Annotated in this window: 22 protein-coding genes; 9 read left to right on the top strand and 13 right to left on the bottom strand. The window is 72.1% G+C overall.

Annotation, left to right across the window (positions count from 1 at the left end):
- Positions 1-61: 61 nt before the first annotated feature.
- Complete coding sequence (locus ACFY01_RS13995) at positions 62-616, top strand: GNAT family N-acetyltransferase (RefSeq protein ID WP_390735957.1); 555 nt, start codon at positions 62-64, stop codon at positions 614-616.
- Here the strand turns inward: ACFY01_RS13995 and ACFY01_RS13990 are convergent.
- Together ACFY01_RS13990 and ACFY01_RS13985 are read right to left on the bottom strand one after the other, a co-directional pair.
- A complete protein-coding gene (locus ACFY01_RS13990; RefSeq protein WP_390735956.1) occupies positions 613-879 on the bottom strand; it encodes a protealysin inhibitor emfourin in 267 nt (88 codons plus the stop codon). The genes ACFY01_RS13995 and ACFY01_RS13990 overlap by 4 nt on opposite strands.
- Positions 880-924: 45 nt before the next feature.
- Complete coding sequence (locus ACFY01_RS13985; RefSeq protein WP_390735955.1) at positions 925-1,995, bottom strand: M4 family metallopeptidase; 1,071 nt, start codon at positions 1,993-1,995, stop codon at positions 925-927.
- 347 nt (positions 1,996-2,342) lie between these two features.
- Between ACFY01_RS13985 and leuA the strand changes: the two genes are divergently transcribed.
- The 3 genes from leuA (at position 2,343) to ACFY01_RS13970 (ending at position 6,175) form a co-directional block, all read left to right on the top strand.
- Positions 2,343-4,064, top strand: coding sequence for a 2-isopropylmalate synthase (leuA, locus tag ACFY01_RS13980; RefSeq protein ID WP_390735954.1), 1,722 nt, complete (start codon positions 2,343-2,345; stop codon positions 4,062-4,064).
- Positions 4,065-4,249: 185 nt separating this feature from the next.
- Complete coding sequence (locus tag ACFY01_RS13975) at positions 4,250-4,945, top strand: TerB family tellurite resistance protein (protein ID WP_390735953.1); 696 nt, start codon at positions 4,250-4,252, stop codon at positions 4,943-4,945.
- 51 nt (positions 4,946-4,996) lie between these two features.
- The gene (locus ACFY01_RS13970) at positions 4,997-6,175 is read left to right on the top strand and encodes an exo-alpha-sialidase (protein ID WP_390735952.1); all 1,179 of its coding nucleotides are present in this window, start codon (positions 4,997-4,999) and stop codon (positions 6,173-6,175) included.
- Here the strand turns inward: ACFY01_RS13970 and ACFY01_RS13965 are convergent.
- The 8 genes from ACFY01_RS13965 to ACFY01_RS13930 all read right to left on the bottom strand — a co-directional run bounded on the left by ACFY01_RS13965 (position 6,172) and on the right by ACFY01_RS13930 (position 15,350).
- A complete protein-coding gene (locus tag ACFY01_RS13965) occupies positions 6,172-7,107 on the bottom strand; it encodes a dihydrodipicolinate synthase family protein (RefSeq protein ID WP_390735951.1) in 936 nt (311 codons plus the stop codon). The two genes, ACFY01_RS13970 and ACFY01_RS13965, sit on opposite strands and share 4 nt — an antisense overlap.
- Entirely contained in the window at positions 7,104-8,123 is a 1,020-nt protein-coding gene (locus ACFY01_RS13960; protein WP_390735950.1) for an oligopeptide/dipeptide ABC transporter ATP-binding protein, read from the bottom strand. Before ACFY01_RS13960 ends, ACFY01_RS13965 begins: the two co-directional genes overlap by 4 nt.
- On the bottom strand, positions 8,120-10,096 hold the full coding sequence (locus ACFY01_RS13955) for a dipeptide/oligopeptide/nickel ABC transporter permease/ATP-binding protein (protein ID WP_390735949.1): 1,977 nt from the start codon (positions 10,094-10,096) through the stop codon (positions 8,120-8,122). Before ACFY01_RS13955 ends, ACFY01_RS13960 begins: the two co-directional genes overlap by 4 nt.
- A complete protein-coding gene (locus ACFY01_RS13950; protein WP_390735948.1) occupies positions 10,096-11,052 on the bottom strand; it encodes an ABC transporter permease in 957 nt (318 codons plus the stop codon). The genes ACFY01_RS13955 and ACFY01_RS13950 overlap by 1 nt, the downstream gene beginning before the upstream one ends.
- Positions 11,053-11,056: 4 nt before the next feature.
- Positions 11,057-12,694: an ABC transporter substrate-binding protein gene (locus ACFY01_RS13945; RefSeq protein WP_390735947.1), complete on the bottom strand. Its 1,638-nt coding sequence runs from the start codon at positions 12,692-12,694 to the stop codon at positions 11,057-11,059.
- A gap of 157 nt (positions 12,695-12,851) precedes the next feature.
- Positions 12,852-13,787, bottom strand: coding sequence for a hypothetical protein (locus ACFY01_RS13940; protein ID WP_390735946.1), 936 nt, complete (start codon positions 13,785-13,787; stop codon positions 12,852-12,854).
- The gene (locus ACFY01_RS13935) at positions 13,784-14,377 is read right to left on the bottom strand and encodes a SigE family RNA polymerase sigma factor (RefSeq protein ID WP_390735945.1); all 594 of its coding nucleotides are present in this window, start codon (positions 14,375-14,377) and stop codon (positions 13,784-13,786) included. Before ACFY01_RS13935 ends, ACFY01_RS13940 begins: the two co-directional genes overlap by 4 nt.
- Positions 14,378-14,516: 139 nt before the next feature.
- Positions 14,517-15,350 (bottom strand): class I SAM-dependent methyltransferase, encoded by an 834-nt coding sequence (locus ACFY01_RS13930; protein WP_390735944.1) that lies wholly within the window; start codon positions 15,348-15,350, stop codon positions 14,517-14,519.
- Between the two features lie 92 nt (positions 15,351-15,442).
- Between ACFY01_RS13930 and ACFY01_RS13925 the strand changes: the two genes are divergently transcribed.
- The 5 genes from ACFY01_RS13925 (at position 15,443) to ACFY01_RS13905 (ending at position 19,514) form a co-directional block, all read left to right on the top strand.
- Positions 15,443-16,609, top strand: coding sequence for an abortive phage infection protein (locus ACFY01_RS13925; RefSeq protein WP_390735943.1), 1,167 nt, complete (start codon positions 15,443-15,445; stop codon positions 16,607-16,609).
- Positions 16,606-16,737 carry a hypothetical protein gene (locus tag ACFY01_RS13920; RefSeq protein ID WP_390735942.1) on the top strand — a complete coding sequence of 44 codons (132 nt, stop codon included), beginning with the start codon at positions 16,606-16,608 and terminating at the stop codon, positions 16,735-16,737. Before ACFY01_RS13925 ends, ACFY01_RS13920 begins: the two co-directional genes overlap by 4 nt.
- Positions 16,734-17,480 carry a DNA repair protein RecO gene (gene recO / locus ACFY01_RS13915; RefSeq protein WP_390735941.1) on the top strand — a complete coding sequence of 249 codons (747 nt, stop codon included), beginning with the start codon at positions 16,734-16,736 and terminating at the stop codon, positions 17,478-17,480. Before ACFY01_RS13920 ends, recO begins: the two co-directional genes overlap by 4 nt.
- Before the next feature lie 82 nt (positions 17,481-17,562).
- Positions 17,563-18,414 carry an isoprenyl transferase gene (locus tag ACFY01_RS13910; protein ID WP_390735940.1) on the top strand — a complete coding sequence of 284 codons (852 nt, stop codon included), beginning with the start codon at positions 17,563-17,565 and terminating at the stop codon, positions 18,412-18,414.
- A gap of 290 nt (positions 18,415-18,704) precedes the next feature.
- Positions 18,705-19,514, top strand: a complete 810-nt coding sequence (locus tag ACFY01_RS13905) for a glycosyltransferase family 2 protein (protein ID WP_390735939.1) — start codon at positions 18,705-18,707, stop codon at positions 19,512-19,514.
- Between the two features lie 8 nt (positions 19,515-19,522).
- Here ACFY01_RS13905 and ACFY01_RS13900 read toward each other — a convergent pair whose 3' ends face one another.
- The 3 genes from ACFY01_RS13900 to ACFY01_RS13890 all read right to left on the bottom strand — a co-directional run bounded on the left by ACFY01_RS13900 (position 19,523) and on the right by ACFY01_RS13890 (position 21,675).
- On the bottom strand, positions 19,523-19,933 hold the full coding sequence (locus ACFY01_RS13900; protein ID WP_361450882.1) for a transcriptional repressor: 411 nt from the start codon (positions 19,931-19,933) through the stop codon (positions 19,523-19,525).
- 69 nt (positions 19,934-20,002) lie between these two features.
- Positions 20,003-20,905, bottom strand: coding sequence for a metal ABC transporter permease (locus ACFY01_RS13895; protein WP_390735938.1), 903 nt, complete (start codon positions 20,903-20,905; stop codon positions 20,003-20,005).
- Positions 20,905-21,675 carry a metal ABC transporter ATP-binding protein gene (locus ACFY01_RS13890; protein ID WP_390735937.1) on the bottom strand — a complete coding sequence of 257 codons (771 nt, stop codon included), beginning with the start codon at positions 21,673-21,675 and terminating at the stop codon, positions 20,905-20,907. The genes ACFY01_RS13895 and ACFY01_RS13890 overlap by 1 nt, the downstream gene beginning before the upstream one ends.
- Positions 21,676-21,698: the final 23 nt, after the last annotated feature.

The following is a 21,698-nucleotide window of genomic DNA, read 5'->3' as shown; positions in this document are numbered from 1 at the left end:
ATCCTTACCGCCGGTAACGGAAGTCAACGCCCAGGCGGGAACAGGTATCTATGATCATCTGATGATCGACGGCCAACTCGTACGACTTCGGGCACTGCGCGCCGAGGACCTGGACGCCCAACTGCGCTGGCGCAACGACCCCGAGGTGGTGCACTGGGCCACCGGAGGCCACCCGGGCTTCGGCCCCGTCACCCGGGAGGCGATGGAGCGCTTCCACGAGGCCCGGCTGCGCGAGGACCCGCGCGACGGGGCGACCTTCACCGTCGAGGAGCGGGAGGGCGGACGCCCGATCGGCATGGCCGACTACCGCGACCTCGACCCGTTCGCGAGCCGGGCCACCGTCGGCGTCACCATCGGCGAACGCGACCGCTGGGGCGGCGGCTACGGCTCCGAGGCGCTGCGGCTGCTGCTGGGCCACCTGTTCGGCTCCTGCCGGCTGCGGCGGGTCGAACTGGACACCTGGAGCGGCAACGAGCGCGCCATCCGGGCCTTCCGCCGCCTCGGCTTCGTCGAGGAGGGGCGCCGCCGGGCCGCCGTACGGGTGGGGGACACCTGGTACGACGGCGTGCAGTTCGGCATGCTCGACGAGGAGTGGGCGGCGTCCCGGGGGCGTTAGGCGCCCTCTTTGAGGACGCGCGAGATCAGCTCGCGCTGCTCCCGCGTCAGCCGGGGATCGGCGGCGTACACCGTCGTCCCGTCCACGGTGATCGCGTAGCTGAAGCCGTCCGGAACCCCCGCCGGGGGCGTGCCCCGGCCGTCGGCCAGTGCCTTCTCGGCCAGGGCCTGCCACTCGTGGGCATCGGGCCGCCCCGAGGTGTCCACCTCGGCGCGGCGCTCGATGCCCGCGAACCCACCCGTGCGCCTCACCCGAATCCGCATGGGTCCCTGTCTAGTACGGATCCGCCGGGAATCACAGCGTCCGCGTCACAGCGTCCGCACCCCGACCTGCTCCCACGCCTTCTGCACGGCCTGGAGCTCGTCCCCGGCGCCGTACCGTTCGCGCGAGGCCTTCACGGTCAGCGTGGCGAAGTCCGCGAACAGGGCGTCCTGCCGCAGCTCGCCGCCGGTCAGCACGTCGTACCAGATCTGGCCGGCCTTCTCCCAGGAGTGGCCGCCGAGGGCGGTGGCGGCCAGGTAGAAGGCGTGGTTGGGGATGCCGGAGTTGATGTGGACGCCGCCGTTGTCGCGGCCGGTGCGGACGTAGTCGTCCATGGTCGCGGGCTGCGGGTCCTTGCCGAGGACGTCGTCGTCGTACGCCGTGCCCGGGGCCTTCATCGAGCGCAGCGCGGTGCCGGTGACGCGCGGGGCGAGCAGCCCGGCGCCGATCAGCCAGTCGGCCTCGGCGGCGGTCTGGCCGAGGCTGTACTGCTTGATCAGCGAGCCGAAGACATCGGAGACCGACTCGTTCAGCGCGCCGGACTGGCCGTAGTACTCCAGGTTCGCGGTGTACTGGGTGACGCCGTGGGTCAGCTCGTGGCCGATGACGTCGACCGGGATGGTGAAGTCGAGGAAGATCTCGTTGTCCCCGTCGCCGAAGACCATCTGCTCGCCGTTCCAGAAGGCGTTGTCGTAGCCCTCGCCGAAGTGCACGGTGGCGTCCAGCGGCAGCCCGTTGTCGTCGATGGAGTGGCGGCCGTACGCCTTCAGGTACAGCTCGAAGGTGGCGCCGAGGCCCGCGTAGGCGCGGTTGACGGTGGCGTCCTCGCCCGGGTCGGAGCCCTCCGCGCGGACCTTCTCGCCGGGCAGGTTCTCGGTGTGCCCGGCGTCGTAGATGGTCCGGTGCGGCTGGTCGGCGGTGGCCCCGGCGGGCGGGGCGACGGTGGGCGCGCCGATGACCGTGGTCAGGCGCCGCTTGGTGCGCTGGTAGGCGTCGTGCTCCAGGGAGCGGCGGGCGGGCGCGGAGAGCGCGGAGTCCTCGGCCTGCGCGAGCTTGTCGAGGACGTGCGGCGGCACGATCGTGCAGAAGACGGGCTGGAAGCCCCCGTTGGTCGTCATGCCGGGCACCCTTGCACTGAGTGACCTCCGTGTCACTACTCGCAACCATGATTGGTGAAATACCCCGACATTCGGCGTCGCCCAGCGTCACGGAGTGGTATGGCGCACTTTTTGTCCTATTCATTCTTTTTCGAACTCGCGGTCCCGCATACTGGGACGGTCCCGCGCGTACGGCGGGGCCTCGGCTAGGCTGCGGAGCATCATGCGTTTCGGGCTGCTTCTCCTTAGCTGCCGCGGCGAGGGCCTGTAGACAAGGCCGACTCCCTCCCCGCGGAGCTTGGTGTTGCGTCGTCGGCCGTCCTTCCGGACACCGGTCACACCGGACTTCTCGAGGAGCCCACGCAATCATGGCGAACCGCCAGCAGCCCACCTCCATGCCGATCCACAAGTACGGCCGGTACGACCAGGTGGACATCCCCGACCGCACCTGGCCCGGCCGGCGTATCACCGTCGCCCCCCGCTGGCTCTCCACCGACCTGCGCGACGGCAACCAGGCCCTGATCGACCCCATGTCGCCCGAGCGCAAGCGCCGGATGTTCGACCAGCTGGTCAAGATGGGCTACAAGGAGATCGAGGTCGGCTTCCCCGCCTCCGGCCAGACCGACTTCGACTTCGTGCGCTCGATCATCGAGGAAGAGGGCGCGATCCCCGAGGACGTGACGATCTCCGTCCTGACCCAGGCCCGCGAGGACCTGATCGAGCGGACCGTGGAGTCCCTCAAGGGCGCCCGCCGGGCCACCGTCCACCTGTACAACGCCACCGCCCCGGTCTTCCGCCGGGTCGTCTTCCGCGGCTCCAAGGACGACATCAAGCAGATCGCCGTCGACGGCACCCGCCTGGTGATGGAGTACGCCGAGAAGCTGCTGGGCCCCGAGACGGAGTTCGGCTACCAGTACAGCCCCGAGATCTTCACCGACACCGAGCTGGACTTCGCGCTGGAGGTCTGCGAAGCGGTCATGGACGTCTGGCAGCCCGGCCCGGGCCGCGAGATCATCCTCAACCTGCCCGCCACGGTGGAGCGTTCGACCCCCTCCACGCACGCCGACCGCTTCGAGTGGATGGGCCGCAACCTGTCCCGCCGCGAGCACGTCTGCCTGTCGATCCACCCGCACAACGACCGCGGCACCGCCGTCGCCGCCGCCGAGCTGGCCCTGATGGCCGGCGCCGACCGCGTCGAGGGCTGTCTGTTCGGGCAGGGCGAGCGCACCGGCAACGTCGACCTGGTCACCCTGGGCATGAACCTGTTCTCGCAGGGCGTCGACCCGCAGATCGACTTCTCCGACATCGACGAGATCCGTCGCACGTGGGAGTACTGCAACCAGATGGAGGTCCACCCGCGCCACCCGTACGTGGGCGACCTGGTCTACACGTCCTTCTCCGGCTCCCACCAGGACGCCATCAAGAAGGGCTTCGACGCCATGGAGGCCGACGCGGCGGCCAAGGGCGTCACCGTCGACGACATCGAGTGGGCGGTCCCGTACCTGCCGATCGACCCCAAGGACGTCGGCCGCTCCTACGAAGCCGTCATCCGCGTCAACTCGCAGTCCGGCAAGGGCGGTATCGCGTACGTCCTGAAGAACGACCACAAGCTGGACCTGCCCCGCCGGATGCAGATCGAGTTCTCGAAGATCATCCAGGCGAAGACCGACGCCGAGGGCGGCGAGGTCACCGGCGGCGCCATCTGGGCGGTCTTCCAGGACGAGTACCTGCCGAACCCGGAGAACCCGTGGGGCCGCATCCAGGTCCGCACCGGCCAGACGACCACCGACACCGACGGAGTGGACACCCTCACCGTCGAGGCCACGGTCGACGGCGAGGACACCGTCCTGACCGGTTCCGGCAACGGTCCGATCTCCGCCTTCTTCGACGCCCTGCAGTCCGTCGGCATCGACGTACGCCTGCTGGACTACACGGAGCACACGATGAGCGAGGGTGCCTCCGCGCAGGCCGCCTCCTACATCGAATGCGCGATCGACGGCAAGGTCCTGTGGGGTATCGGCATCGATGCGAACACGACGCGTGCGTCACTCAAGGCGGTCGTGTCAGCCGTGAACCGCGCGACCCGCTGACACCCTCCGACCAGCGCTTTCGGTGCCCTGACCGCCTTTCGAGGCGGTCAGGGCACCGTCGTGTATCGGCCATCTGTTCGTGAAGGTCACGGACAGGTCTCGTACGGGGTACTGACTCCACCTCAACAATGTGGCTAACATCACGCCAGCGCGGCGATGTTGCCGCGTCGTTACGGAGGTGCGACGTGCTGCCAGTACGGGGACGAGACGACCGTGCCACCAGGCTTGTCCGCATCGTGGGTACGCGCGTCGCGTGGACGCCCGTCGGTGACGGCGAGTTCTTCTGCCCGGGCTGCGGAGGCGACCGCAACTACGAGCGCCTCACCGGCCGCCGCCGCTTCACCCTCCTGGGCGTGCCGGTCCTGCCGCGCGGCGTGACCGGACCGGTCGTGGAGTGCGCGTCCTGTCGCCACCACTTCGGCACCGACGTACTCGACCACCCGACCACCTCCCGCTTCTCCGCCATGCTCCGCGACGCCGTGCACACCGTCGCCCTCGCCGTCCTCGCGGCGGGCGGCACCTGCGCCCGCGCGTCCCTGGAGACCGCGGCCGGCGGGGTGCGCGCCGCCGGCCTCCAGGACTGCACCGAGGAGCAGCTCGCCGCGCTCGTCGAGGCGCTCCACGCCGACACCGGCCGGGTCTTCGGGCAGCCGGGCGGCGCGAGCCTGGCCATAGAGCTGCACGAGTCCCTCGACCCGCTCGCCCCGCACCTCGCCGCCGCCGGCCGCGAGGCGATCCTCCTCCAGGCCGCCCGCATCGCCCTCGCCGACGGCCCCTACACCCCGGCCGAACGCGACGCCCTGATCACCGTCGGCGCCGCCCTCACCATCCGCGCCGACGACGTGACCAGGCTGCTGGCGGCGGCCCGGACACCGTCCTAGGCACGTCGTGGCGTACGAGTCCGGACCGGTGCCTGAGGGAAACATGGGGCCGTGACCCTGCTGAGCCGCGCCCTCCTCGCCGCCGCCGTGCTCCTCACCCCGCTCACCGCCACCCGGGCCGCCCACGCCACGCCCGGCTGCGTGTCCTCCGTGCCGTACGTCTCCGGGGAGGGCGGCTACGACACGTACCGCATCCCGGCCGTGGTCGCCACGCGGACGGGCACCCTGCTGGCCTTCGCCGAAGGGCGGCACAGCGGTGCGGGCGACACCGGTGACATCGATGTCGTCCTGCGCCGCTCCACCGACGGCGGCTGCACCTGGGGCCCGCTCGCGGTGGTCGCCGCCGGGGACGGGGACACCCGGGGGAACCCGGCGCCCGTGGTGGACCCGCGCACCGGCGCGATCGTGCTGCTGACCTCCTACAACAGCGGTGCCGTGACCGAGGCGCAGATCATGCGCGGCGAGGTCACCGCCGAGCAGGGCCGCCGGGTGTTCGTACAGCGCAGCCGGGACGACGGCCGGCACTTCACGCGGCCCCGGGACATCACCGACGAGGTGAAGCCGCGCGGCTGGCGCTGGTACGCGACGGGACCGGGGCACGCGGTGGCGCTCACCCGCGGTCCGCACGCGGGGCGGCTGGTGGTCCCGGCCAACCACTCGGCGGCCCCGCCCGCCGGTTCCCCGGACACCGGCCAGGAGGCGAAGTACTACGGCGCCCACGCGCTCTACAGCGACGACGGCGGGCGCGGCTGGCGGCTGGGCTTCGTGGACGACTCCTACGACGGCCTGAACAACGCCAACGAGAGCACCACCGCCCAACTCCCCGACGGACGACTGTACTTCAGCTCCCGCGACCAGAACGGCACCAGCCCCGGCAATCGCCTCGACACCTACTCCGGCGACGGCGGGGAGACCCTCGACCGGCCCTACGCCGTCCAGCCGACGCTGGACGACGTGCCGGTGGTCGAGGGCAGCGTGCTCCAGATGCGGGGACCCGGGGCCCCGCTGCTGTTCTCGGCGCCTTCCGTGCCCACCGCCCGCCGTTCCATGGCGATCTGGCGCAGCACGGACGGCGGGGCGGGTTTCGGCAAGGTGCTGACCCTGTCCGACCGGCCGGCCGCCTACTCCGACCTCGTGCAGACCGGCCACGACACCGTCGGGATCCTGTACGAGACGGGCGCGGCGGGGCCGTACGAGACCATCGAGTTCCGCCGGCTGGAGCCGGGCTAGAGCAGACCCGCCGCCGCCAGGAACTTCCCCACCTGCTCGACCTCCTCCGCCGACAGCGGGATCTGCGGCTCGGCGGTCAGCGGGCAGTCGATCACGCCCCGCAGGTGCAGGGCCGCCTTGAAGGCGCCGATCGCCGAGGAGTTCTGGCCCATCCGCGCGGGGTCCCCGACGCCCACCATCCGGAACAGGGCGCACAGCCGCTCCTGTTCGGCCCGGGCGCCGTCCAGGTCGCCCGCCCGGCACAGCTCGTCGAGGCGGACGTAGCCGTGCGGGTCGACGTTGGCGAGGCCGGGCACGGCCCCGTCGGCGCCCAGGGCGAGGGCGGCGTCGACGACGAGCTCGGACCCGGTGAGCACGCTGAAGCCGCCGGCGCCCGGACCACCGCGGACGCCGGTGACGACCTGCCGGAAGCCGCCCAGGTCGCCGCTGGAGTCCTTCAGCCCCGCCAGCACCCCGTCGGCGGCCAGTGCCAGCACGAGTTCGGCGGGCAGCTTGGTGTGCACGGCCACCGGGATGTCGTACGCGAACACCGGCACCGGGCAGGTGGCGGCGACCCGGCGGTAGTGGCGGGCGATCTCCGCCGGATGGGTGCGGGCGTAGAAGGGGGCGGTGACGACGACCGCCTGGGCGCCCGCCGCGGTGACCTCGCGGACGTTGTCCAGCACCCGGGGCGTGGTCATGTCGATCGCCCCGGCCAGCACCGGCAGCGAGCCGCCGACGTGCCGCACGACGGCCTCCACCACCAGCCTGCGCTGGAGGTCGGTGAGGAACGCCGCCTCGGAGGTCGAGCCGAGCACGAACAGGCCGTGCACCCCGGCCGCCACCAGGTGGTCGACCAGCCTGAGGAGCGAGGGGACGTCCACCTCGCCGTCCGGTGTCAGGGGTGTGCAGACGGGCGGTACGACACCGGAGAGCGGGGCGGGCAAGGTCATGAAGGCTCCCTGGGGTGGCTCTGGGGGACGAGGTCGCGGGTCGAACGGTCCTCCTCCACAGGATGGTGGCAGCGGTAGCGGTGCCCGGGGTCCGACGCGGCCGAGAAGTCCGGCAGCTCCGCCGCGCACACCTCGTCCGCCTTCCAGCAGCGGGTGCGGAACGGGCAGCCGCTCGGCGGCCGGGTCGCCGACGGCACCGGCCCGGTCAGCGGGATCGGGTCGATCGGGTCCAGCAGGCCGGGGGTCGCGGAGAACAGGGCCCGGGTGTACGGGTGGCGGGAGCGGTCGGTGACCCGGCCGGCCGGGCTCTCCTCGACGATCCGGCCCAGGTACATGGTGATCACGCGGTCGCTCATCCGCCGTACCGTCTGGATGTCGTGCGAGACGAACACCAGAGCCAGGCCGAGGCGTTCCCTCAGGTCCAGCAGGAGGTTGAGGATCTGCGCGCGGACGGAGACGTCCAGGGCGCTGGTCGGCTCGTCCGCCACCACCAGGGCGGGGTCCAGGGCGAGCGCGCGGGCGATGGCGACCCGCTGCCGCTGTCCGCCGGAGAGCTGCCCGGGCAGCGCGTCGGCGAGCGCCCGGGGCAGACCCACGAGGGCCATCAGCTCCCGTACCCGGTCCTCCCGTTCGGCCCGTGTGCCGCGCCCGTGGACGTCCAGCGGGTCGCGCAGGGCCCGGCGTACCGTCAGCCGGCGGTTCAGGGCCGTCGAGGGGTCCTGGAAGATCATGCCGGTGCCCGCGCCGACGGCCGAGCGGCGTTCGGCGGGCGGCATCGACCACAGGTCGCGGCCCCCGTACGACACCGTCCCCGAGGTCGGCCGCTGGATGCCCACGAGCACCTTCGCCAGCGTCGTCTTCCCGCACCCCGACTCGCCGACGACCCCGACCGTCTCGCCGGGCGCCACCGTGAGATCGGCGTCGGTCAGGGCGTACACCCGGTCCCGCGCGAACAGGCCGCCGCTGCGGGCCCTGTGGACGACGTGGGCGCCCCGGACTTGCACGACAGCGGTCATTGGAGGGCCTCCTCGCTCTCCGCCGACGTCAGCTCCACCGCGGGGTGGTGGCAGGCGGCCGTGTGCGCGGGGGTGCCCGCGAGGGCGGGCGCGGTGGTGTGGCAGACCTCGGTGGCCAGCGGGCAGCGGTCGGCGAAGCGGCAGCCCGGCGGGAAGTCGGCGGGGGCCGGTACGACCCCCTTGATCTGCGTCATCCGTTCCTCGGCCGACTCCAGCGACAGCACGCTGCCGAGCAGCCCGCGCGTGTAGTGGTGGGCCGGTGCCTGAACCAGGTCGGCGGTCACGCCCGTCTCCACGATCTGCCCGCCGTACATCACCGCCACCCGGTCGGTGACGTCCGCGACCAGCGCCAGGTCGTGCGAGACCAGGATCAGCGCGAAGCCCAGCTCCTTGCGCAGTCGCAGCAGCAGCTCCATGATCTGGGCCTGCACGGTGACGTCCAGGGCGGTGGTCGGCTCGTCGGCCACGATCAGGGCGGGGTCGCGGGAGAGGGCCATGGCGATCAGGACGCGCTGGCGCTGGCCGCCGGACAGTTCGTGCGGGTAGCTGCGCAGGGTGCGGTCGGGGTCGAGGCCGACCAGTGACAGCAGTTCCCCCGGACCGCGGCGGCCGCCGCGGCGCACGAGCTGCTTCAGCTGGGCGCGAATGGTCATCGCCGGGTTCAGCGAGGACAGGGCGTCCTGGTAGACCATCGCCATCTCGTGGCCGAGCAGCCGCCGCCGTACCCGCATCGGCTCGGCGAGCAGGTCCCGCTGCCTGAAGCGCACCCGGCCGCGCACGCGGGCGCCCGCGGGCTGGAGCCCCATGACGGTGAGCGCGGTCAGTGACTTGCCGCAGCCCGACTCGCCGACCAGCCCCAGCACCTCGCCCGGACGCACCTCGAAGCCGACGCCGGCCACGATGTCCACGCCCCGGTGCCGGCCCGGGAAGCCGATGGTGAGGTCCTCCACCGCGAGCACCGGCGGCCCGCCGGGCGCGGGCCGGGGCCGGGCCCGCGCGCGCAGCCGGCGGGCGGCGTCGGCGAGGCCGGGCAGCGGGAGCACCTCACCGGTGCCGGGTTCCGGTGCCTCCAGGCGGTCCTCGGGCGCCGCCACCTCCCGGGGTGCCGGGGCCGCCCAGGCGTCCGAGACGCCCTCGGAGAGGATGTTCAGGCACAGCACGGTGAGCAGGATCAGCAGCCCGGGGAAGACGGTCGCCCACCAGCCCCCGGTCAGCACCATGTTCTTGCCGTCGGCGATGACACTGCCCCAGGACGGGTCCGGGGGCCGCACCCCCGCGCCGACGAAGGACAGCGACGCCTCGAAGACGATGGCCTCGGCAACCTGGACCGTGCAGAACACCAGCACCGGGGCGGCACAGTTGACGGCCACGTGCCGCAGCACGATGTGCGGGGTGCGGGCGCCGATCACACGTTCCGCGGTGACGTAGTCCTCCCCGTACTGGTCGAGCACGTTGGCCCGCACCACCCGTGCGACCGGCGGCGTGAACAGGAAGGCGATCGCGCAGATCAGTACGCCGATCCCGCCGCCGAAGACGGCGACCAGCACGGCCGCCAGCGCGATGCCCGGGAACGCCATCACCACGTCCAGGCAGCGCATCAGCGTCTCGTCCACGGCCTTGCGGGAGGTGGCCGCGAGCGCCCCGAGCAGCGCCCCGGCGACCAGCGCGAGCCCGGTCGCGCCGAGCCCGATCGCCAGCGACCAGCGGGCGCCGTACATCAGCCGGCTGAGGAGGTCCCGGCCGAGGCTGTCCTGGCCCATCCAGTGCGCCGCCGACGGATGTCCGGTGCCGTCGACCGGGTCCTGCTGGTCGAGTGGATCGTGCGGGGCGAGCACCGGCGCGAGGACGGCGACCAGGACGACCAGCGCCAGGAAGCAGACGGCGGCCTTCGACAGCGCCGGCAGCCGGTGCCGTCCGCGCAGCCGGACGCCGGGCCGGGAGAGCCGCTCGGTGAGATCGGCGCGCGTGACCATCAGGCCGCCCTCAGACGTGGGTTGACGAGCAGGTAGAGGATGTCGATGACGAGGTTGACGACGACGAACCCGGTCGCCGTGGTCAGTACGACCCCCTGGACCACCGCCGGGTCACCGTTCTGCACGGCGTCGATCATCAGCTTCCCCATGCCGGGCAGCGAGAAGATCGTCTCGATGACGACGGCACCGCCGAGCAGATAGCCGACGCGCAGGCCGAGCACGGTGAGCGGATTGACCAGGGCGTTTCTGAGGACGTTCCGGCCGACCACCACCCGGGGCGGCAGCCCGCCGCCGATCGCGGTGCGCACGTAGTCCTTGTCCAGCTCCTCCACCACCGACGTCCGTACGATCCGGGTCAGCTGGGCGGCCACCGGCAGGGACAGCGCGAACGCGGGCAGGGCCATCGTCCTCAGCCAGCCGGTGAAGGAGTCGGCCGGATTGACGTAGCCGCCGGTCGGGAACCAGCCCCGGTCGACCGCCAGGTACTGGATCATCAGCAGCGCCAGCCAGAAGCCGGGCGCGGCGACCCCGACGAGGGAGACGACCCGGATCACCTGGTCCGGCAGCCGGTCCCGGTGGACGGCGGCCGTGATCCCGCCGGCCAGCGCCAGCACCACCGCGATGCCGAGCCCGAGGAAGGTCAGCTGGAGGGTGAGCGGCAGCGCGGTGGTGACCTGGTCGACGACCGGCGCCCGGGTCAGCGCGCTGGTGCCCAGGTCGCCGTGGAGCAGGTCGCCGACGAAGTGGGCGTAGCGGACGGGCAGCGGGTCGAGCAGGCCGTTGCGCTCCCGGAAGTCGTGCAGCTGCCGGGGCGTCGGGTTGGCGCCCTGGAAGAACGCGGACGCCGGGTCGACGTCCGAGAACCTCATCACCAGGAACACGAACAGCACGATGCCGAGCATCAGCGGCACGAGCAGGGCGACACGGCGGAGCAGGATCCGTACGACGGCTGTCATGCCCTCAGGCCCACTTGGCCTGGAGGAGGTTGATGCCCGGGTACGGCTGGGGCCTTATCCCGGTGAGCCTCTTCGGGTCCCAGGCGGTCATCAGCTCGTTGTGGACGACCGGGTAGAGCACGGCCTGTTCGGCGACGACGTCGATGTAGTCCTGGACCATCGCCTTCTTCCGGTCCGGGTCCGGTTCCCGGGTCGCCCGGTCCATGTCCTTGAACAGCTGCTTTGCGACGGGGTCGTCGGCCCACCGGGTGTAGCGCATCCAGAGGTTCTCGGGGCCGTAGTTGTAGTGCATGATCAGGTCGGCGTCGAGGCCGAACTGGTTGGGGTTCGAGGCGGCGGCGACCACCTGGTAGTCCTGCTTCTGGTCCATCTTGGTGAAGACGGCGGTGGTCTCCTGCGGGGAGAGGGTCGTCTCGACGCCGATCGCGTCCCAGGATGCCTTGATGGTGGGCAGGCAGTCGACGATCCAGCTGACGTTGACGGCCAGGATGTCGATCTTCAGACCGCTGACCCCGGCGGCCTTCAGCAGTGCCTTCGCCTTGTCGGGGTCGTGGTCGTAGACGGTCTTCGCCCGCCGGTAGGCCGGGTTGCCCTCGTCGAGGAAGGACGAGGACGGCTTCCCGTGCCCCTTCAGCGCCACCCGCACCATCTTCTCGGTGTCGATGGCGTGGTGCAGCGCCTGCCGCACCCGTACGTCGTCGAAGGGCTTGTGCCTGGTGTTGAACATCAGGAACAGGTTGTTCATCCCGGCGCCGCCCGCGACCGTGAGCCCGCCCTGCTCCAGCCGCGCGATGTTGGCGTACGGGATGTTGTCGGCGATCTGGGCGCCCGCGCCGGACCCGGAGATCTTGGCGACGCGCGGTGCCGCGTCCACGATCGTCAGCCAGTTCATCTTCTTGAAGGCGGCCCTGCGCGGCCCGTTGTAGCCGTCGAACGCCTCGAAGGTGGTGTTGGACTTCGGGTGGTGCGCGGTCTGCCGGTACGGTCCCGAGCCGATCGCCTTGCCCTTGATCGCGTCGTCCCAGGCGCCGGGCCGGGAGAACACGTGCTTCGGCATCACCTTGGCCAGGGTGAGCCGGGCGACGCCCTCCGGGAACGGGAACCTCAGCACCAGCTCCACGGTCCGCGCGTCGACCTTGCGCACCTCCTTCAGCCAGCTCGCGAAGAAGCCCTTGGCGAGGGTCTGGGTCTTCGGATCGAGGATCCGGCCGAAGACGAAGACGACGTCGTCGGCGGTGACCGGCTTCCCGTCGTGGAAGGTCGCCCCGGCCCGCAGCGTGAACCTCCAGGACGTGCTGTTCGGATCCTTGGGGACCTCCGTGGCGAGCGCCGCGTACGGCTCGCGGGAGATCGGGTCGGTGTCGAGCAGCCCCTCGTAGATGTGGTTGTTGGCGGCCATGGCGAACGCGGACGCCGTCTGCGTCGGATCCCAGCTGCCGTCGTTGCCGTAGCCGATCACCGCGGTCAGGGTGCGGTCCCCGCCGCCCCCGCCACCGGTGTCGTTCGTCGACTCCGGGCCCGAGGAGCACGAGGTCAGCGCGGGTAACGACGAGGTGAGGGCGGCGGCCGCGCCCAGCGCGCCGGTGTGCTTCAGGAACGACCGGCGGTGCACCGCCGGCACGTCGTGGGTCACGTCGCGCACGGGTCCTCCAGCGGGGGAGATACGACGTCCAGGAGATACGACGTCCTACGTCCGGTCGGTCAGCGTGACCTTAGGAGGGCCCGTGGGGGCGGTCAAGGGATGGCACACGAACGGCGGTATCCGCCAGAGGTTGGACCAATGGCGGGTTTCCGCGCCGTCAGGGGAGCGTCTTGGCGTAGGACTCGTCCCGGTCGGAGTCGTACACGAGCTTGCCCGCCGCGTCGTAGCCCTTGATGTGCGGCGCCACGGTCACCTGCTGGTCCAGCGTGCCGTACGCCACGAACCAGCCGTGGTCCACGACCGCCTTGCCGCTCCCGCCCCCGTAGGAGACCGCCAGCTTGGTCACCGACGGCTTCACCGTGCCGATGATCCCCCAACGGAACGGTAGCTTCCATTTGCCCTTGTCGATGAACGACTGCTGGTACAGCGCGCCGCTGTTGATGTCCGGGTACACCGCGCCGGCGTCCGGGGGAGCCTCGTCGCCCACCGAGGTGTTGAGCCCCTGGGCCTCGCCGTCCACGATCGCGCAGATCAGCCGGATCCGCCTCGGCGCCGGGTCCTTCGTCACCGCGACCACGTGGACGCCGTCGCCGGGCGCGTTGGAGTCGCCCGTGCTGCGCATGGCCAGGATGATCCGGTAGTCCGCGACCTCACCCAGGTCGGCGTACCCCTTGGGGTGGACGCGCTTCGCGTCGTCCGCGAGGCACTTCTCCAGCCCGTCCACCGCCTGCCCGAACGTGACCCCGTCCAGCAACTGGCCTTTCGTGACGGGCCGTTCCGGCCCCGAGGGCGACGCGCTCGGCGCCGCCGCGGTCCCCCGCGAGACGCTCGCGGAGGGCGTCGGGGCCGCCGTACCGGTCCTGCCGTGCCGCCCGTCGCCCAGCGCGTACGCGCCCGCCGGCAGCGCGGCCAGCGCCACCAGCACGGCCCCCACCGCGGCCACCCGCCGGCGCCGCTCCACCACGCCCTGCCGCCGGATCGTCCCGTACGGCACGGGCGGCGGCCCCATCGCGTACGCGGTCTCGCTGAGCATCCCGCGCAGCCGCTCCTCGAACTCCCCCTCGACACCCTTTCGTTGCGTCTCTCCGCTCACCTCTCGCCTCCCTGTCCGGACGTGGCACCGCTGTGCGCCGCCGCCTTGTCGACCCGCTCGGCCCGCTCGGCCCGCTCACCCTCTTCGGCCCGCGCGGCCGGGAGGAGCCCCGGATGTCTGCGCAGTTTGGCCAGCGCCTTGGACGCCTGGCTCTTGACCGTGCCCGGGGAGCAGCCGAGCGCCTCGGCCACCTCCGCCTCGGACAGGTCCTCCCAGTAGCGCAGCACCACCACCGCCCGCTGCCTCGGCGGCAGTTCGGCCAGCGCCCCGACCAGCGCGCCGCGCTCGTCGACCCGGGAGACCGCATCGTCCCGCCGCGTCGTCTCCGGCGGCGCCGCCGTCAGCGCCTCGGTCACCCGCCGCTTGCGGAAGCGGTCGCTGTTGCACGTGACCAGCATCCGGCGGACGTACGCCTCCGGGTTGTCGCTGCGCGAGACGCGCCGCCACGACCGGTACGCCTTGGCCAGCGCGGTCTGCGTCAGATCCTCGGCGTGGTGGGCGTCGCCCGTGAGCAGATACGCCGTGCGCACCAGACGTGACCACCGCGCCCTGACGAACTCCTCGTACTGGGCCTCTTGTTCGGCCTGCATCAAGCACCCCCTTGCTCCCTCCGACCACCGACGGCGCACATTCGGTTGCCCGGCCGGCGCGACGGGGTCCGGAGGGAGTCACGGAGTCACGGAGCCACGGAGGACGTTGACGGTGGCCCTGAGAACGCTGACGGTGGCCCTATGTGGTCGCCAGCAGCAGTTCCTCGGCACCCAGGGGGCGGAAGCCGTCCGTACGGCCGGCGAAGTAGCGGTCGCTGAGGTGAGATGCCGAGATGTGGCGGGTGGTGCGGAAGCCGGACTCCTCGGCCAGGGACATCAGGGCCTGCGGGGTGAAGTGGCTGCGGAAGGGGGTCCCGGCCGCCGCCCCCGCCCGGGCCGCCACCTCCAACAGCGCCCGCTCCTCGGGTACGACCAGCGTCGTCGGCAGCATGAACGACACGGCCAGCGAGGAACCCGGAGCGAGAGCCGCGGCCCGGCGCAGCGTCGCCGCGTTCGCCTCCGGGGTGAGATAGACGCTGACGCCGGTCGACGCCACGACCGCCGGCCGCGTGCGGTCGAAGCCGGCCGCCGACAGGTTCTCCCACCAGTCCTCGCCCGTCTCGAAGTCCACCGGCACGAGGTGCAGCCACTCCGGGACGCCGTAGCCGAGGTCGAGCAGACGCCGCCGCTTCCACGCCTGGGGTGCGGGGAGGTCCACCTCGAAGACGTCGATCCGTTCGGCGCCCGGCGGCCTGCGCTGGGCGAACGTGTCCAGCCCGGCGCCCAGCACCACGTACTGGGTGACGCCCCGCGCGGCCTGCTCCGCCACCAGGTCCTCCACGAACCGGGCCCGGGCCACGATGCTCGCCCGGCCCGGGGCCGTGAACCGCGGGTCCATCGTCGGACGGCCCCGCCACCCCGGCTCCGGCTCCGCGAGCCGGATCCCGACCTCGTCCACGAACACGTACGGTGGCGCGTCCACCTCGAGATGCAGTGCACGCCACAGGGCCACCAGTACCGCCGTCTCGTCCATGTGCCCCTCAACGAACAACCCGTACCTTCGTCGCACTGCCGTAGACCATCGGTGGATGGCCCGTCGGGTGGTGCGCCCGGCACGGTCGCCGTATGGAGAAGAAGAGCGAAGGAATCAGCCGGGCACGCTTCCTCGCCGGGGCGGCGGCGGCCGGCGCCGGGGCGGCGCTGCTGCCCGCGCGCCCCGCCGCGGCGACCGGGCCGACGGCGGCGGCCGCGGGGCACCGGCGCGGGCTCCGCCACCGGGGCGTCGTCTACACGGTCGGGGAGGGCGCGACCCCGGCCACCGCGTGGAGCGCCGCCCGGATGCGCGAGGACATCCGGGCCGTCCGCGACGACCTGCACGCCGACACCGTCGACGTCACCGGCGACGGCGTCGAACGCCTCACGGCCACCGCCGCCGAGGCCGCCGAACGCGGACTGCACGTCTGGCTCCAGCCGACCCTCGGGGACGTCCCCGAGCGGGAGATCCTGGAGCACCTCGCCGAGTGCGGCCGGTTCGCGGAGCGGCTGCGCCGACAGGGGGCGAGCGTCGACCTCAGCGTCGGGTGCGAGTTCATCCTGTTCGTGCCGGGGATCGTGCCGGGCGACAACGCCCTGGAGCGCGTCCGGCACCTCCTGGACGGCACCTTCGACCCGGTGCGGGCGCAGCGCCTGCTCGACCGCTTCACCGCGAAGGCCGCGGCGGTCGGCCGCTCCGTGTTCGGGGGGAATCTCAGCTACGCCGCCGCGGAGGACGACCGCGTCGACTGGCGGCTCTTCGACATCGTCGGCATCGACTACTACGCGTACTTCCCGTGCCGCGCCGACCACGTCCGGGAACTGCGCCGCCATCTGCGCCGGGGGAAGCCGCTGGCCGTCACCGAGTTCGGCACGTGCGCGTACGTCGGCGCCCCCGAGGCGGGCGGCATGGCCTGGGACATCGTCGACCACGACAAGCGGCCCGAGGAGATCAAGGGACATCCGGTGCGCAGCGAACACACCCAGGCCGCCTACCTCACCGGCCTCGTGGACGTCTTCGAGGCGATGGGGCTCTACGCGGCGATGGCGTTCGAGTTCGTCACCCCGGACGCCCCGTACCGCCCCGACGACCCGCGCCACGACCTCGACCTCGCGAGCTACGCCATCACCAAGCCCGTCCAGGACCGCCCCGGCGACCCACGCTCCCCCTGGCACCGGGAACCGAAGCAGGCCTTCCACGCCCTGGCCCACCGCTACGCACAGGGCCGCCGGCGCCGTAGGGGAGAATGGACCCCATGAGTCTGTTCCGCGACGACGGCATCGTGCTGCGCACCCAGAAGCTGGGTGAAGCGGACCGCATCATGCCGCTGTCTCCCGGGGGACGACCCCCGGACCCCCGGCAGAGGCCCGGCGGGGGTGGGCTGTGAGTCTGTTCCGGGACGACGGCATCGTGCTGCGCACCCAGAAGCTCGGTGAGGCGGACCGCATCATCACGTTGCTCACGCGAGGGCACGGGCGGGTGCGGGCGGTGGCTCGGGGGGTGCGGCGGACCAAGTCGAAGTTCGGGGCGCGGCTCGAACCCTTCTCCCACGTGGACGTGCAGTTCTTCGCGCGGGGGAGCGAGCTGGTGGGGCGCGGGCTGCCGCTGTGCACGCAGAGCGAGACCATCGCGCCGTACGGTGGCGGCATCGTCAGCGACTACGCCCGCTACACCGCCGGGACGGCCATGCTGGAGACCGCCGAGCGGTTCACCGACCACGAGGGCGAGCCGGCCGTGCAGCAGTACCTGCTGCTCGTCGGCGCCCTGCGGACGCTGTCCCGCGGCGAGCACGCGCCGCACCTGGTGCTGGACGCCTTCCTGCTGCGCTCGCTCGCCGTCAACGGGTACGCCCCGAGCTTCGGCGACTGCGCCAAGTGCGGGATGCCCGGTCCGAACCGGTTCTTCTCGGTGGCCTCGGGCGGTTCCCTGTGCGTGGACTGCCGGGTGCCCGGCAGCGTCGTACCGTCGCCGGCGACCCTCGAACTGCTCGGCGCGCTGCTTACGGGAGACTGGGACACCGCGGACGCGTGCGAGCCGCGGTACGTCCGGGAGGGCAGCGGGCTGGTGTCCGCCTACCTGCACTGGCATCTGGAGCGCGGGCTGCGCTCGCTCCGGTACGTAGAGAAGTAGACCGGCGTAGAGAAATAGACCGGCGTAGAGAAGTAGACCGGCAACGAAGTGGACCGGCAACACCGAGGGAGACGAGAAGCACATGGTGGTACGCGGAATCCTGGGGCGCCAGCGCCGCGAGTACAGCACGCCGGAGCCGCACCCGTCCGGCGCCCGCGCGCCCAAGCTCCCCGGTGAGCTCGTCCCGAACCATGTGGCGATCGTCATGGACGGCAACGGCCGCTGGGCCAAGGAGCGCGGGCTGCCGAGGACGGAAGGGCACAAGGTCGGGGCCGAGCGCGTACTGGACGTGCTCCAGGGCGCGATCGAGGTCGGCGTCGGGAGCATCTCCCTGTACGCCTTCTCCACCGAGAACTGGAAGCGCTCGCCCGACGAGGTCCGCTTCCTGATGAACTTCAACCGCGACTTCATCCGCAAGACCCGCGACCAGCTCGACGAGCTCGGCATCCGGGTGCGCTGGGTGGGGCGGATGCCCAAGCTGTGGAAGTCGGTCGCCAAGGAGCTCCAGGTCGCGCAGGAGCAGACCAAGGACAACGACCGGCTCACGCTGTACTTCTGCATGAACTACGGCGGCCGGGCCGAGCTCGCGGACGCGGCGAAGGCGATGGCGGAGGACGTGCGGGCGGGCCGCCTCGACCCGGCCAAGGTCACCGAGAAGACCATCCAGAAGTACCTCTACTACCCGGACATGCCGGACGTGGACCTGTTCCTGCGGCCCAGCGGTGAGCAGCGCACCTCCAACTACCTGCTCTGGCAGAGCGCGTACGCCGAGATGGTCTTCCAGGACGTGCTGTGGCCGGACTTCGACCGCCGTGACCTGTGGCGCGCGTGCGTCGAGTTCGCCTCCCGCGACCGGCGCTTCGGCGGGGCCGTGCCCAACGAGCAACTGCTCGCCATGGAGCGGGACATGAGGGGCCGCCCGGACGCCGAGTAGCCACCGCGCCGACTGTACGATCCCGGCTCACCCGGATGCGGGTGAGCCGGGCGGGGCGGCTGCAACTGCGGGCGATCGGCGTGCTGACGGTCTATCTCCTCCTGGAGGTGGCGCTGCTGGCGGCCGGTGTCAGGCCATCCCGCCGACGGCCATGGAAGGGCCGGCACAGTCCTCGACCGCAACGCCACCCGCGTCTGACCCTGCGGAACCCGTCCGCCCGGAATAAGCCGCTCGCGTGTGCGATTTAAGATCTTGAGCGACTGCTCGATCTCACCGGGGGCTGGTTCCGCTTGTTCACTTTCGTGATTCCCGCGCACAACGAAGAGGCCACGGTGGCCACGATCGTCGGCCAGGCCCTGGCGGCCGCGCGGCCCGGCGACCGGGTGCTGGTCGTGGACAGCGGCTCGACCGACGACACGGCCCGGCGGGCCCGCGAAGCCGGTGCGGAGGTGATCGGCGGCCCGCTCGGCAAGGGCGCGGCCATGCAGCTTGCCGTGTCGGCGGTGGACAGCGAGTGGACGTGCTTCCTCGACGCCGACCTCGTCACCTCGGAGCGGAACGTCGCCGCGCTGCTCCGCGAGGCCGCGGCCGGCGGCACGGCGGACCATGTGGTCGGTGACTACGAGTACGACCACCCGGGCACCATCCTGGCGTCCACGTTCACCATCTACGAGCCGCTCACCGGCCGGTTCTTCCCGGAGGTCGGCTTCCACGGGGCCAACGCCCTCACGGGCTACCGAGCCGTCCGGACCCGCCTCCTGCGGGCCGCCCCGCTGCCGCCGGACTTCGGTGTCGAGACCTTCCTCAACATCTCCGTCGCCCTGGCCGGCGGGCGGGTGAACGTGTGTCACCTCGGTGTCGTCGGCAGCCGCTACCGCTTCCACGGCGGCTCGATGGCGACCGAGATAGGCACCCAGATCCTGGACCTGGCCGAGGCCCACGGGCGCCTGGACCCGGCCGACCGCCCCGAGTGGGACGAGTGGCTCCGGGCGGGCGTGGCCGCCATCGCGCCGAACACGGCGGACCAGGGCCGCTCGGCCGTCCTGGCCCGGCTGTTCAGCACCGTCCGCAGGCCGATGCCCAGCCGGTCAGGGGTCTGAGGGCGGGCCTACTTGGCGGCACACTCCGCGCAGGTGCCGAAGATCTCCACCGTGTGTGCCACGTTGACGAATCCGTGCTCTGCCGCGATGGCGTCGGCCCACTTCTCCACCGCGGGGCCCTCGACCTCCACGGCCTTGCCGCAGACGCGGCAGACGAGGTGGTGGTGGTGTTCGCCGGTGGAGCAGCGGCGGTAGACGGACTCGCCGTCGGAGGTGCGCAGGACGTCGACCTCGCCGGCGTCGGCGAGGGACTGGAGGGTGCGGTAGACCGTGGTCAGGCCGACCGAGTCGCCCTTGTGCTTGAGCATGTCGTGGAGATCCTGCGCGCTGCGGAACTCGTCGACCTCGTCGAGGGCTGCCGCCACGGCGGCACGCTGCCGGGTGGCACGGCCCTTCACGGGCGGTCCAGCGGTCGTCACCGGTTCCTCCTTCGTCGGCTCACGTCTCACATCAGCCCGGGCCATTGTGCCAGCCCGGCCTGTGCGCGGTCAGACGCCGAGCTCGTCGGCGGCCCCCCGGGTGGCCGGAATCGAGCACTCCGCCGGATCCCCGGCGGGCCGCGCGGCGGGGGCCGCCCGGGCGCGGCGGCGGGCCAGCGGAGTGGCCAGGGCGGTCAGGACGACGAACGCCGCGATGGTCAGCAGCACGATCGTCGCGCCGGGCGGGACGTCCTGGTAGTACGAGGTGACCGTGCCGCCGATGGTCACGGTCACGCCGAGCGCGACGGCGATAGCGAAGGTGGCGGCGAAGCTCCGGGTGAGCTGCTGCGCGGCGGCGACCGGGACCACCATCAGTGCGGAGACCAGGATCAGGCCGACCACCCGCATGGCGACGGTGACCGTGACGGCCGCGGTGACCGCCGTGAGCAGGTTCAGCGCGCGCACGGGAAGCCCCGTGACCCGGGCGAACTCCTCGTCCTGGCTGACCGCGAACAGCTGGCGGCGCAGTCCCAGGGTCACCAGGACCACGAAGGCGGCGAGCAGCGAGATGGCGGTCACGTCCGACGGGGAGACCGTCGACAGGGAGCCGAAGAGGTACGAGTTCAGATTGGCGTTGGAGCCGCCGGGCGCGAGGTTGACGAACATCACGCCGCCGGCCATGCCGCCGTAGAAGAGCATGGCGAGGGCGATGTCGCCGCGGGTCTTCCCGTACCAGCGGATCAGCTCCATCAGCACCGAGCCGAGCGCGGAGACGGCGGTCGCCATCCACACCGGCGAGGCGTTCAGGAGGAAGCCGAGGCCGACGCCGGTCATCGCCACGTGCCCGATGCCGTCGCCCATGAGGGGCTGGCGGCGCTGCACGAGGTAGATGCCGATCGCGGGGGCGGTGACACCGACGAGGACGGCGGCGAGGAGCGCCCGCTGCATGAAGGCGTAGTCGAGGAGTTCCATCAGCTCAGCAGTCCTGTGCGGTGGGGTTCGGTGCCCGCCGGCGCGTGCGGGTGGACGTGGTCGTGGCCGGGCAGGGCATGCTGGCCGACCGCGCGCGGGGGCGGGCCGTCGTGGGTGACGCAGCCGTCGCGCAGGACGACCGCCCGGTCGATCAGGGGTTCCAGGGGGCCCAGTTCGTGCAGGACGAGGAGGACCGTCGTGCCGGCCTCCACCTGCTCCCGCAGGGTCCGCGCGAGCACCTCCTGGCTGGCCAGGTCGACGCCCGCCATCGGCTCGTCCATGATCAGCAGCTCGGGTTCGGCGACCAGGGCGCGGGCGATCAGCACCCGCTGGTGCTGGCCGCCGGAGAGGGCGGTGACCGAGTCCCCGGCCCGGTCGGCCATGCCGACCAGCTCCAGGGCGCGCCGTACGGCCTCGCGGTCGGCCTTGCGGAAGAGGCCGAAGCGGGTGCGGGAGAGGCGGCCCGAGGAGACGATCTCGGTCACGGTGGCGGGGACGCCGCCCGCGGCCGTGGTGCGCTGCGGTACGTAGCCCACCCGCGCCCATTCCCGGAAGGCGCGGCGCGAGGTGCCGAACAGCTCGATCCCGCCCGCGCTCACCGGCACCTGGCCGATGATCGTGCGGATCGCGGTCGACTTGCCGGATCCGTTCGCGCCGAGCAGCGCGACCACCTCGCCGCGGCGCACGGTGAGGTCGATGCCGCGCAGCACGGCCCGGGAGCCCAGCTCGGCGCGTACGCCGTGCAGACGTATGACGGGCGGCTCGGTCATGGCGTCGTCCTCCGCGGGTGTCG

This window comes from Streptomyces sp. NPDC001480, from assembly GCF_042894725.1.
GTDB lineage: Bacteria > Actinomycetota > Actinomycetes > Streptomycetales > Streptomycetaceae > Streptomyces.
Note: the sequence above shows the minus strand (reverse complement) of the source record. Positions and strands in the feature narration are given on the sequence as shown.

Bases quoted from the DNA above. Each gene is read 5' to 3' on its own strand.
- ACFY01_RS13955 (WP_390735949.1), bottom strand. From the start codon at position 10,096: ATGGTCACGCGCGCCGATCTCACCGAGCGGCTCTCCCGGCCCGGCGTC.
- ACFY01_RS13960 (WP_390735950.1), bottom strand. From the start codon at position 8,123: ATGACCGCTGTCGTGCAAGTCCGGGGCGCCCACGTCGTCCACAGGGCC.
- ACFY01_RS13995 (WP_390735957.1), top strand. From the start codon at position 62: ATGATCGACGGCCAACTCGTACGACTTCGGGCACTGCGCGCCGAGGAC.
- ACFY01_RS13985 (WP_390735955.1), bottom strand. From the start codon at position 1,995: ATGACGACCAACGGGGGCTTCCAGCCCGTCTTCTGCACGATCGTGCCG.
- ACFY01_RS13990 (WP_390735956.1), bottom strand. From the start codon at position 879: ATGCGGATTCGGGTGAGGCGCACGGGTGGGTTCGCGGGCATCGAGCGC.
- leuA (WP_390735954.1), top strand. From the start codon at position 2,343: ATGGCGAACCGCCAGCAGCCCACCTCCATGCCGATCCACAAGTACGGC.
- ACFY01_RS13935 (WP_390735945.1), bottom strand. From the start codon at position 14,377: ATGCAGGCCGAACAAGAGGCCCAGTACGAGGAGTTCGTCAGGGCGCGG.
- ACFY01_RS13965 (WP_390735951.1), bottom strand. From the start codon at position 7,107: ATGACCTTGCCCGCCCCGCTCTCCGGTGTCGTACCGCCCGTCTGCACA.
- ACFY01_RS13895 (WP_390735938.1), bottom strand. From the start codon at position 20,905: ATGGAACTCCTCGACTACGCCTTCATGCAGCGGGCGCTCCTCGCCGCC.
- ACFY01_RS13910 (WP_390735940.1), top strand. From the start codon at position 17,563: ATGGTGGTACGCGGAATCCTGGGGCGCCAGCGCCGCGAGTACAGCACG.
- ACFY01_RS13950 (WP_390735948.1), bottom strand. From the start codon at position 11,052: ATGACAGCCGTCGTACGGATCCTGCTCCGCCGTGTCGCCCTGCTCGTG.
- ACFY01_RS13920 (WP_390735942.1), top strand. From the start codon at position 16,606: ATGAGTCTGTTCCGCGACGACGGCATCGTGCTGCGCACCCAGAAGCTG.
- ACFY01_RS13890 (WP_390735937.1), bottom strand. From the start codon at position 21,675: ATGACCGAGCCGCCCGTCATACGTCTGCACGGCGTACGCGCCGAGCTG.
- ACFY01_RS13930 (WP_390735944.1), bottom strand. From the start codon at position 15,350: ATGGACGAGACGGCGGTACTGGTGGCCCTGTGGCGTGCACTGCATCTC.
- ACFY01_RS13925 (WP_390735943.1), top strand. From the start codon at position 15,443: ATGGAGAAGAAGAGCGAAGGAATCAGCCGGGCACGCTTCCTCGCCGGG.